This window comes from Pseudonocardia sp., from assembly GCF_025465255.1.
Classification (GTDB): Bacteria; Actinomycetota; Actinomycetes; order Mycobacteriales; family Pseudonocardiaceae; genus Pseudonocardia.
This window is the reverse complement of record NZ_JAODNI010000047.1, coordinates 1-11,602: the sequence shown is the minus strand read 5'-3', so window position 1 is coordinate 11,602 and position 11,602 is coordinate 1. Positions and strand designations below refer to the sequence as shown.

Annotated in this window: 9 protein-coding genes and 1 rRNA gene; all 10 read left to right on the top strand. The window is 75.0% G+C overall.

Annotation, left to right across the window (positions count from 1 at the left end; genetic code table 11):
* Position 1 precedes the first annotated feature (1 nt).
* Positions 2–119: ribosomal RNA gene (gene rrf, locus JWP64_RS04600) — 5S ribosomal RNA — on the top strand.
* A gap of 61 nt (positions 120–180) precedes the next feature.
* Positions 181–2,976: a hypothetical protein gene (locus JWP64_RS04595; RefSeq protein ID WP_297492619.1), complete on the top strand. Its 2,796-nt coding sequence runs from the start codon at positions 181–183 to the stop codon at positions 2,974–2,976.
* Positions 2,973–3,977: an HAD-IIA family hydrolase gene (locus JWP64_RS04590; protein WP_297492617.1), complete on the top strand. Its 1,005-nt coding sequence runs from the start codon at positions 2,973–2,975 to the stop codon at positions 3,975–3,977. Before JWP64_RS04595 ends, JWP64_RS04590 begins: the two co-directional genes overlap by 4 nt.
* Positions 3,978–4,056: 79 nt before the next feature.
* Complete coding sequence (locus JWP64_RS04585) at positions 4,057–4,263, top strand: hypothetical protein (protein WP_297492614.1); 207 nt, start codon at positions 4,057–4,059, stop codon at positions 4,261–4,263.
* 13 nt (positions 4,264–4,276) lie between these two features.
* The gene (locus JWP64_RS04580) at positions 4,277–5,077 is read left to right on the top strand and encodes a TlyA family RNA methyltransferase (protein ID WP_297492612.1); all 801 of its coding nucleotides are present in this window, start codon (positions 4,277–4,279) and stop codon (positions 5,075–5,077) included.
* Positions 5,074–5,988, top strand: a complete 915-nt coding sequence (locus tag JWP64_RS04575; protein WP_297492609.1) for an NAD kinase — start codon at positions 5,074–5,076, stop codon at positions 5,986–5,988. The genes JWP64_RS04580 and JWP64_RS04575 overlap by 4 nt, the downstream gene beginning before the upstream one ends.
* 58 nt (positions 5,989–6,046) lie before the next feature.
* Positions 6,047–7,819 (top strand): DNA repair protein RecN, encoded by a 1,773-nt coding sequence (gene recN, locus JWP64_RS04570; protein WP_297492606.1) that lies wholly within the window; start codon positions 6,047–6,049, stop codon positions 7,817–7,819.
* 128 nt (positions 7,820–7,947) lie between these two features.
* A complete protein-coding gene (gene steA, locus JWP64_RS04565; RefSeq protein ID WP_297492603.1) occupies positions 7,948–9,135 on the top strand; it encodes a putative cytokinetic ring protein SteA in 1,188 nt (395 codons plus the stop codon).
* Entirely contained in the window at positions 9,132–10,052 is a 921-nt protein-coding gene (locus JWP64_RS04560; protein ID WP_297492622.1) for a copper transporter, read from the top strand. The genes steA and JWP64_RS04560 overlap by 4 nt, the downstream gene beginning before the upstream one ends.
* A 141-nt stretch (positions 10,053–10,193) precedes the next feature.
* On the top strand, positions 10,194–11,602 hold a 1,409-nt coding region (locus tag JWP64_RS04555; RefSeq protein ID WP_297492600.1), incomplete at its 3' end, for a CTP synthase.

Genomic DNA, 11,602 nt, shown 5'->3' with positions numbered 1-11,602 from the left:
TGTCGGTGGTTTTGGCGGAGCGGGGAACGCCCGGTCCCATCCCGAACCCGGAAGCTAAGCCCTCCAGCGCCGATGGTACTGCACTCGTCAGGGTGTGGGAGAGTAGGTCGCCGCCGACATCCAACATCAAGTAGGCCCCCGCCGTCAGGTGGGGGCCTGCTTTTTTGTATTCTGGTGGGCGTGAGTATCGCGGATGGTTCCGGCGATAATCCGCGACGTAACGAGCGCGAACCCCGGGACCGAAAAGAAGGATCATCCCGAAGTGGTTCCGGTGACCGGGACGCCCGGGCCGGCAGCGGCGGGCGAGAGCAGGGCCGTGACCGCTCGACCACGGGCCGGGTCGGCAGCGGCTGGAACAGCCGCGGCGACGAGCGGGGCCGTGAGAATCGGCGCGGCGGTGATGAGCGGCGCGGAGGTGCCCCTCGCGCAGCCGACCGCCGTGGCGAGAGCCGCGGCGGCGACGACCGCCGTGGCCGTCCCGAGCGCGGGCGCGGCGAGGGCGGTGGCCGCCCGGAACGTTCCGGCGGCTACGACCGCCGCGACCGCCCGAGCGGTACGGGCGGCAGCGACAAGAAGCCCTTCGTCGACAGCTGGGGCGACGACCGACGTCCCGCCACCGGTGACCGGCGCGGGGGCTACCGCGGGGACGACCGCAAGACCTCGGGCGGGCGCACCGGAGGCGCCCCCCGCCGCGACGACCGTGGCGGCGCGGGTCGCCCCTCGTTCCGCCGCGACGACGACCGCCGTGGCGGTTCGGACCGGCCCGGCCAGGAGCGAAGCGGCCGCGGAGGAGCGGAGCGCGGCAGCGGTCCGCGGGACGGCGGACGCGGCTACGAGGGCAAGAACTTCCGCGACCGTGACTCCCGCGACCGTGACGCCCGAGGCGGGGACGCCCGAGGCGGGGACGCCCGGGGTTCGGGGCAGGGGGAACGCCGCGGCTACCGCGGGGACGACGACCGCAGGTCCGCCCCTCGTGAAGACCGCGGCGGACGCACCTACAGCGACCGCGGCTCCGATCGCGGTGGCGATCGTCCGCGCACCTCGTGGCAGGACCGCGACCGGGAGGGGCGCGGCGCCTACTCGCGGGACGACCGGTCCGGGGGTTCCAAGGGCGGCTACCAGCGCCCGGACGACCGGCGCGGTGACTCCCGGCGGGACGAGGGCCAGGGCGGCGAGCGGCCCTCCGGGAGCCGGACTTCGGACCGTTCCCAGGGCGACAGCCCTCGCTACGGGCGTTCCCGCGACGACGCGCCGCGGTACGAGCGCCCCCGCGACGACCGGCCGCGTGAGGACAAGCCGCGGTACGAGCGCCCCCGCGACGACCGGCCGCGCGAGGACAAGCCGCGGTACGACCGGTCCCGTGGCGACAGGCCCGGCAGCGACAGGCCCGGCAGCGACCGGCCTCGGGGCGACGGGCCCGGAAGCGACCGTCCCCGCTACGACAAGCCCCGCTACGACAAGCCGCGGGAGGACCGCTCCTCCGGCTACCGCGGGGACGACCGCCCCCGCCACCAGGACCGTGAGGATCGGCGCTCGGACGACCAGGGCGCGCAGGAGCGTCGCGGTCCGGCGGACCGTGGCGAACGCCGCGACAGCGCGCCCCGCCGCGACAGCGCGCCCCGCGGCGACCGTCCGCAGCGCGCCGGCGACCGTGGTGGTTCCGGTGGCTTCTCCCGGCCCGGCGAGCGGCGCGGCGGTGTCGCCGGTGGCCGGGATCGTGGGGACCGCCCCGGGGGAGACCGCCGGAGCGAACGGCCCGGTGGCGACCGGCGCAGGGACGACCGCGGCAGGGACGACCGCGGCGGGTTCCGCCGCGACGAGCCCTCGCGCCTCGCGCAGGCGTCCGCCGAGCCCGGGTTCGTGGCCGAGCCACGCCTACCGGACGAGATCAAGGCGGGCGAACTGGACACCGAGGTGCGCCGTGACCTCCGCGGCCTCCAGAAGGAGACCGCGGAGAAGGTCGCGCGGCACCTCGTCGCAGCCGGGATGCTCGTCGACGAGGAGCCGGAGCGCGCCCTCGAGCACGCCCGGTACGCACGTCGCCGCGCGTCGCGGATCGCCGTCGTGCGGGAGGCCGCGGGCATCGTGGCCTACCACGCGGGTGAGTGGAACGAGGCCCTCGGCGAGCTGCGTGCGGCCCGCCGGATGGGCGGCGGTCCGGGGCACATCGCCGTCATGGCGGACATCGAGCGGGCCCTCGGCCGCCCGGAGCGGGCGCTCGAACTGGCCCGCGGCCCCGAGGTGAAGGAGCTGGACCGGGCGGACCGGATCGAGCTCGCGATCGTCGCGGCCGGTGCGCGGCGGGACCTCGGCGAGATCGAGGCCGCCGTCGTCGGGCTGCAGGGCGAGGACCTGGACCCGAAGCGGCGGGAGCCCTGGAGCTCGCGGCTCTTCTACGCCTACGCGGACAACCTGCTCGCCGCCGGCCGCGAGGCGGACGCGGTGCAGTGGTTCGTCCACGCGGCGGATGCGGACACGGACGGCGAGACGGACGCGCTCAGCCGCATCGCCGAGCTGACCGGTGAGGACCTCCCGGAGGACGACGAGGACGACATCGTCTTCGGCGTCGAGGAGAACGCTCCGGAGCAGCGGGTCTCGGCCGCGCCGGCCGCCGTGGCCGGGGAGGCGACGGACGCCGAGGTCGCCGGCGAGACGGACGAGGACGAGACGGACGACACCGCCCCGCTCGGGGATGCCGATCTCGACGACGATGCTGATCTCGACGACGACACCGAGCCGGACGACGCGGACGAATCGGGGCTCGCCGACTCGCCGGGCGACGAGGACGCCGACGACGTCCTCGGCACCGAGGCGGCGGTCGGCGAGGACACCGCCACGGACACGGACGAGGCGGAGCCGGTCGAGCCGGGGACGACCACGGACGCGGCAGCCGTCGACGAGGAGGGCACGGACGAGACGTCCGAGGACCCGGCAGGCCCCTCCGCGGACACCCCCGACGGCGGCCCCACCCTGTGACCGACGACCTCCTCGCCCGGCACGACGTCCTTCTGGCCGATCTCGACGGCACCCTCTACGCGGGCAAGGACGCCGTGCCGGGCGCCGTCGAGGCGGTCGTGAACGCGGCCGCCCGCGGCGTCCGCACCGCCTACGTCACGAACAACGCGTCGCGGCGGCCGTCGGAGGTCGCGGCGCACCTGGCCGAGCTCGGCTTCCCGGCGGCCACCGACGACGTCCGCACCAGCTCCCAGGCCGGTGCGGCGATGCTCGCCGAACAGCTGCCGGCCGGGGCGTCGGTGCTGGTGGTGGGCACGGTGGCGTTGGTCGAGGAGGTCACGGGTCGCGGGCTGACCGTCACGGACACCGCCGAGGGGGCGGACGCCGTCGTCCAGGGGCACTCCCCGGACACGGGCTGGCGCCACCTCGCCGAGGCCACCGCCGCCGTGCGAGGCGGTGCCCTCTGGGTCGCCACGAACGTCGATCCGACGTTGCCCACGGAGCGCGGCCCGATGCCCGGCAACGGGTCGATGGTCGGGGTGGTGCGGATCGCGAGCGGTAAGGAGCCGCAGGTGGCGGGCAAGCCCGCGCCGCGGCTGATCAAGGAGGCGGCGGACGCGACGGGGGCCGAGCGGGGCCTCGTCGTGGGGGACCGGCTGGACACGGACGTCGCAGGCGGCACCGCCGTCGGGCTGCCCACCCTGCTCGTCCTCACCGGGGTGTCCACGCCGGCGGACGTGCTGACGGCGCCGGAGAACCAGCGGCCCACGTACATCGCCGCGGACCTGTCCTCGCTCACCCGCGAAGCGGACGAGCTGGCTCCCGGCCCGCGGCCGGGCTGGCAGGTGACGGACGACCTCGTCCTGACCGGCGACGGCGACGGCTCGCCGGAGCCCGAGCTGGACGCGCTCCGGGCCCTCTGCGGCGCGCACTGGGCGTCCGGCGGAGGCCCCGCCGTCGTCCGCGGCGAGGGGGATGCGGCGACGAAGGTCCTCGCGGCCCTGAAGCTCGCCTCGGGATGACCGGCCGTCCGTCGGGCCGCTCGACTACCGTGGCGGCCGACGCCCGATCCCGCACGTCCCGATCACGGAGCCGCCGACCATGACGTACCCGAGCTCGTCCCCGCGCCCGGGCGACCCCCGCCCGGTCGCCGCCCGGCCGATCGAGGCCGTCCGCGGCGAGGTCGACGCGGCCATGGCGGCGCTGGACGGGCTGGCCGGCACCCCGGCGTCGGAGCACGTCGCGGCGTTCGAGCGGGTGCACGCCGCACTGGGCGCGGCTCTCGCGGCCGGCCGGCCCCAGGCCTGACCGGATCACCGCAATGCCGACCCGTGCCCGGCTGGACGCCGAACTCGTCCGTCGCAAACTCGCCCGCTCCCGGCAGCAGGCCGCCGAACTGATCGCGGCCGGCCGGGTCACCGTGAACGGCATGCCCGCCGCGAAGCCCGCGACGTTCGTGGACCGCGCGACACCCGTCGAGGTCGAGAAGGCGTCGGACGAGCCGGACTGGGCGTCGCGTGGCGCGAAGAAGCTGCTCGGGGCCCTGGACGCGTTCCCGGACGTCGTCGTCGAGGGCAGACGCTGTCTCGACGCCGGGGCCTCCACCGGAGGCTTCACCGACGTGCTGCTCACCCGCGGGGCGCGCGAGGTCGTCGCCGTCGACGTCGGGTACGGGCAGCTCGTGTGGCGCCTGCAGTCCGACGAGCGGGTGCATGTCCACGACCGCACCAACGTCCGCGCGCTCACCCCGGAGGCCATCGGCGGTGCGGCGGACCTGACCGTCACCGACCTGTCGTTCATCTCGCTGCGTACGGTGCTACCGGCGCTCGTCGCGTGCACGTCGGACACGGGCACCCTGCTGCCGATGGTGAAACCGCAGTTCGAGGTGGGCAGGGAACGGCTCGGCGCGGGCGGGGTGGTGCGGGACCCGCAGCTCCGGCTGGCCGCGCTCACCGAGGTCGCGGCCGCGGCGCGCGGCCACGGGCTCGTCCTGCGGGGCGCCGTGGCGAGCCCGCTGCCCGGACCGTCGGGCAATGTGGAGTTCTTCCTGCGGCTGTCCCGGACCGGGGACGACGCGGGCGACCGGGCCCTGGCGAGGGCCGTGGCGGAGGGACCCGCGTGAGGGAGCTGCTGGTGGTGCTGCACGCCGGCCGGGAGACCAACCGCCGGGTGGCGGCCGCGGTCGCGAAACGGCTGGCCGACGACGGCATCCGGCTCCGCGTCCTCGCCGACGAGTGGGCCGAGGTGGACAACGGCTCGTCGCTGCCCCCGGGCATGGAACCCAAGGTCGTCGACGGCACCCCCGCGTGCGCGGCGGAGACCGAGGCGGTGCTCGTCCTCGGCGGGGACGGCACGCTGCTGCGCGCCGCGGACCTGGCGCGGGCGGCGCAGGTTCCGCTGCTGGGGGTGAACCTCGGGCACGTCGGGTTCCTCGCGGAGGCCGAGCAGGAGTCCCTGGACGAGGCGCTTGCGGCGCTCGTCGACAAGAACTACCAGGTCGAGGAGCGGATGACGGTCGATGCCGCGGTCCGGGTCGACGGGGAGATCGTCGCGCGGACGTGGGCGCTGAACGAGGCGGTCGTCGAGAAGGGCTCGCGCGAGCGGATCCTGGAGGTCGTGCTCGAGGTCGACGGGCGGCCGGTCTCGGCGTTCGGCTGCGACGGCGTCATCTGCGCCACGCCGACCGGGTCGACGGCCTACGCGTTCTCCGCGGGCGGCCCGCTGATCTGGCCGCAGGTCGAGGCGCTGCTGCTGGCGCCGAGCAACGCGCACGCCCTGTTCGCGCGGCCGATGGTGATCTCCCCGGACAGCGAGGTGGCCATCGAGATCGCCGCCTCGGGCCCACCCGCCGTGCTGGACTGCGACGGCCGCCGGACCTTCGTGCTGCCGCCCGGCGCGCGCGTCGAGCTGACCCGCGGGAAGGACCCGGTCCGGATGGTGCGCCTGGTGGCGCAGCCGTTCGCCGACCGGCTGGTCCGCAAGTTCGACCTGCCGGTCCGTGGGTGGCGTGGCGCCCCGGACGGGGATCACTGAGGAGGACTTCGGGGTGTTCCGCCCCGGGCTGTCGGACCCGCGCCGTATCGTGCGCCCCATGCTGGCCGAGATGCGCATCCAGGGCCTCGGCGTGATCGACGACGCCACGCTGGAACTGGACCCCGGCCTCACCGTGCTGACCGGTGAGACGGGCGCGGGCAAGACGATGGTGGTGACCGGGCTGTCCCTGCTCGGCGGGGGCCGCGCCGAGGCGTCCCGGGTGTCCGAGGGCAAGCCGCGCGCGGTCGTCGAGGGACGGTTCGAGAACGCGGGGACGTCGGCGCTGGCGCTGGCCGAGGAGGTCGCGGCGGACGTCGACGAGGACGGCACGCTGATCGCCGTCCGTACGGTGTCGGCGGACGGGCGGTCCCGCGCGCACCTCGGGGGCCGTTCGGTGCCCGTCGGGGTGCTGGGCCGGCTGGCGGAGGCGACGCTCGCCGTCCATGGCCAGAACGACCAGCTCCGGCTGCTCCGGACGGCGGACCAGCGTGCCCTGCTGGACCGCTACGCAGGGGACGCCGTCGCCAAGCCGCTGGCCGCCTACCGGGAGACCCGCGGGGAGTGGCTGAAGGTCGGCGCCGAGCTCGTCGAGCGGCGGGACGGGGCGCGGCGGCTGGCCCAGGAGGCGGACATGCTCCGGCTCGGGCTCACCGAGATCGAGTCCGTGGACCCGCAGCCGGGGGAGGACCGGGAGCTCGTCGAGCAGGGCAAGCGGCTCGCCGAGGCGGACGACCTGCGCGAGGCCGCCGGGCTGGCGCGCGCGGTGCTCGCAGGCTCGGACGACGGGGAGAGCCCCGGGGCGGTCGGGCTCGTCGGCGAGGCGCGGAACCGGCTGCAGGCCTCCGGGGACCCGGAGCTCGCGGTGCTGGACCCGCGGCTCGGCGAGGCGCTCGCGGTGCTGACGGACGTGGCGGGGGAGCTGGGCGGCTACCTGGACCGGCTGGACTCGGACCCGGAGCGGCTCGCCGTCGTCCTGTCGAGGCAGGCCGAGCTCAAGGCCCTGACCCGCAAGTACGCGGCGGACACGGACGGGGTGCTCGAGTGGGCGGCGAACGCCCGGGAGCGGCTGGCGGGGCTGGACACGTCCGACGAGGCGCTCGCGGCGCTGGCCGCGCGGCGGGACGCGCTGGCCACGGACCTGGCCGGGCACGCGGTCGCGCTCTCCGCGGCCCGCGCCGAGGCCGCCGGGCGGCTCGCCACGGACACCACCGCGGAGCTGTCCGGGCTCGCGATGAAGGACGCCGAGCTGCACGTGTCGGTCGCGCCCCGCGCGGCCTCGGGCCCGGACGCGAACGATGCCCTGCCCGTCGACGGCGAGTACGTGGTGGCCGGGACCGAGGGGGTCGACGAGGTGGAGCTCCGGCTCGTCCCGCATCCCGGTTCGCAGCCGCAGCCGCTGCACAAGGGCGCGTCCGGCGGCGAGCTGTCCCGGGTGATGCTGGCCCTGGAGGTCGCCCTCGCGGGGGCGGACCCGGTGCCGACGATGGTGTTCGACGAGGTCGACGCCGGGGTGGGCGGCCGCGCGGCGGTCGAGATCGGCCGGCGCCTGGCCCGGCTCGCGGCCCGCCATCAGGTGATCGTCGTGACGCACCTGCCGCAGGTCGCGGCCTACGCGGACCGGCACCTCGTCGTGCAGAAGAAGCGGGGCGAAGGGGTGACCCGAAGCAGCGTTCGGACGCTGGCGGACGCGGACCGGATCGTGGAGCTGGCCCGGATGCTCGCCGGCCTGGACGACACGGACACCGGCCGGGCGCACGCCGAGGAGCTGCTCGCCGCCGCCCGGGCCCACCGGGAGTCGGACCGCAGACCCACACGCAGACGGCGCCGCTGACAGTCGCGTCATGGAGCCACAACGCGCTCTTCCGGGCCCGGAAAGCGTGTTGTGGCTCCATGACGCGATTAGGGGGCGGCCCGGCGTGCCTTCGCCGCACCACGCGTCCCGAATGTCACAGTGCCCTCATGAAGCTCTCCGGGCTGCTGCACCGCTCGCGCCCCGAGCTGCCCGGCCTTGCCGGCGTGGCCCGGGTCGACCGTCGCACCGACTCGTTGCTGCGCAGGCTGCGCCCCGGCGAGATCGCCGTGCTGGACCAGATCGACATGGACCGCGCGACCGCCGACGCCCTCGTCGCGGCCGAGGTCGCCGCCGTCGTCAACGCGTCGCCGTCGATCTCGGGGCGGTTCCCCAACCTCGGCCCCGAGGTCCTGATGGACGCCGGCATCCCGCTGCTCGACGGCGTGGGCGCCGAGGCGATGCACGCGATCAAGGACGGGGTGCGGATCAGGCTGCACGACGGCGTCGTCTACGCCGGGGAGGTGGAGCTGGCCCGGGGCTCGGTGCAGACCACGGACTCCGTCGCGGACGCGCTGGTCGAGGCCAAGTCCGGGCTCACCCACCAGCTCGAGGCGTTCGCCGCCAACACCATCGAGTTCATGCGCCAGGAGCGTGCGCTGCTGCTCGACGGGCACGGCGTCCCGCAGGTCGACGTGTCCCTGGCCGGCAAGCAGGTCCTGGTCGTCGCGGCCGGGTTCGACCACGTGCCCGAGCTGGTGAAGCTGAAGAACTACATCAAGGAGTACCAGCCGGTCCTCGTCGGGGTCGGCGCCGGCGCGGACGCGCTGATGTCCGCCGGGCACAAGCCGCACCTGATCGTGGGGGATCCGGCGGACGTCTCCACCGAAGCCCTGACCAGCGGCGCGGACGTCGTCGTCCCGGCGTTCGCGGACGGGCACGCGCCCGGTCTGCACCGGGTGCAGGACCTCGGCGCGAGCGCGGTGACGTTCCCGAGCTCGGCCAACGCCGAGGACCTCGCGCTGCTGCTGGCCCACCACCACGGCGCGTCGATGATCGTGACGGTCGGGCTGTCCGCGACCATGGCCGAGTTCCTGGACCGCGGCCGGTCGGGCTCCAACGCCTCCACGTTCCTGACCCGCCTGCAGGCCGGCGGCACGCTCGTCGACGGGCAGCTCATCGCCCAGCTCTACCGCAGCCGTATCTCCACCGGCGCGCTCCTCCTGCTGCTCGGCGCGGCGATCGTCGCGGTGATCGCGGCGCTCCTGGTGTCCGACGCCGGCGACGCGGTCGTCGCGTGGATCACGAACTTCGGGCTGGGCCTCTTCGAGACGATCAAGGGTTGGTTCGTACGGTGATCTCGATGCGCTACCACGCGATCTCCATCGCGGCGGTGTTCCTCGCGCTCGCGGTCGGTGTCGTCCTGGGGGCGAGCGGCCTGTCGGACCGGCTGCTCTCGGCCGTCTCCGCGCAACGCGACGACCTCGGCACGCAGGTCACCCGGTTGACCGCCGAGCGCGACGCGCTGGTGGCCCAGCAGGGTGCGGCGGACCAGTTCGCGGCCCGGGTCGGCCCGGCCGCCGTGAGCGGGCTGCTCGCGAACAAGACCGTCGCGCTGGTCGACGCCGGAGGATCCCGGGCAGACGCGGACGCCGTCGCCGATCTGGTCGGACAGGCGGGCGGGAAGGTCACCGGCACCGTCGCGCTGACCGACGCCGTCGGGGACCCGGCCCGCGCGGACCAGCTCAACGAGCTGACGTCCCGGCTGCTCCCGGCCGGCGCGCAGCTGCCCGCCGCCTCGGACACCGGCAGCCTCGTCGGCGGCCTGCTCTCCGGGGTCCTGGTCAAGGGCGGCGGCCAGGTGACGCCGGACCAGGCGACGGCCGTCCTCAGCGGGCTCACGGGCGCCGGGTTCGTCACGCCCGGCACCGCGCCGCAGCCCGCCGACCTGGTCGTCGTGCTCACCGGGGGAGCGCTCGAGGGCGTCGACGCCGGGGACGCGGCCGCCGTGACCGCGCGGCTCGCGGCCCAGCTCGACCGCTCCGGCGCGGGCGCCGTGCTCGCCGGGCGGGAGGGCTCGGCCGGCTCGACCGGACCGGTGGGCGTCGCGCGCGCCGACGGCCCGTCGACGGCGGGGCTCTCCACCATCGACGACGTGCAGACCGGCTCCGGCCGGGTCGCGACCGTCCTGGCCCTGAAGGAGCAGCTCGACGGCAAGGCCGGCAGCTACGGCTCCGCGGAGAACGCGAAGGGCGGCGCGGCACCGGGCGTGTGATCCCTGTTGATCTCCCGCGATCGGCACTTTCGCTCAGGCCTACCGAGCGAGAGTGCCGATCGTGCACGGATCAGGTGAAACCCGCCGGCGCACCCCGGCCCGGTGGGCGGGCGCCGGGGGGTGCGGGTAACCTGAAATCCCGTGCAGACACGCGCGACCCGTCATCTTTTCGTCACCGGCGGGGTCGCGTCCTCGCTGGGTAAAGGCCTCACCGCGTCGAGCCTGGGCCAATTGCTCACCTCGCGTGGACTCCGGGTCACCATGCAGAAACTCGACCCCTATCTGAACGTCGATCCCGGCACGATGAACCCCTTCCAGCACGGAGAGGTGTTCGTCACCGAGGACGGTGCGGAGACCGACCTCGACGTCGGCCACTACGAGCGGTTCCTGGACCGCAACCTGCACGGCCGGGCCAACGTCACCACCGGGCAGGTCTACTCCGAGGTCATCGCCAAGGAGCGCCGCGGGGAGTACCTCGGGGATACCGTCCAGGTCATTCCGCACATCACCAACGAGATCAAGGACCGCATCCTCGCGATGGCGGAGCCGGACGAGGACGGGATCACCCCGGACGTCGTCATCACCGAGGTCGGCGGCACCATCGGCGACATCGAGTCGCTGCCGTTCGTCGAGGCGGCCCGCCAGGTCCGGCACGAGGTCGGCCGGGACAACTGCTTCTTCCTGCACGTCTCGCTGGTGCCGTACCTGGCGCCGTCGGGCGAGCTGAAGACCAAGCCGACCCAGCACTCCGTCGCCGCGCTCCGCAACATCGGTATCCAGCCGGACGCACTGGTCCTGCGGGCGGACCGGGACATCCCGGACGCCATGAAGCGCAAGATCTCCCTGATGTGCGACGTCGAGCTCGACGGCGTCGCGGCGGCCCCGGACGCGCCGTCGATCTACGACATCCCGCGGGTGCTGCACAAGGAGGGTCTCGACGCCTACGTCGTGCGCCGCCTGGGCCTGCCCTTCCGGGACGTCGACTGGACGGTCTGGGGGGACCTGCTGGACCGCGTCCACCACCCCGACGAGACGGTGCGGATCGCGCTGGTCGGCAAGTACGTGGACCTCCCGGACGCCTACCTCTCGGTCACCGAGGCGCTGCGCGCGGGCGGGTTCGCCCACCGGGCGCGCGTCGAGGTCCTGTGGATCCCGTCGGACGAGTGCGAGCTCCCCGCCGGCGCGCTGGCCGCGCTCGACGGCGTGGACGGCATCCTCATCCCCGGCGGCTTCGGCATCCGCGGCATCGAGGGCAAGCTCGGTGCGCTGCAGCACGCCCGCACCCACGGCATCCCGGTCCTCGGCCTCTGCCTCGGCCTGCAGTGCATGGTGATCGAGGCCGCGCGCAACCTCGCCGGCCTGAAGGACGCCAGCTCGACCGAGTTCGACCCGCGCACCCCGCACCCGGTGATCTCGACGATGGCCGAGCAGGTCGACGTCGTCGCGGGCGAGCGGGACATGGGCGGCACGATGCGCCTGGGCTCCTACCCGGCCAAGCTCGGCGCGGTCCGCTACGCCCGGGTGAACGGCATCCCGCTGCTCGGCCTGTG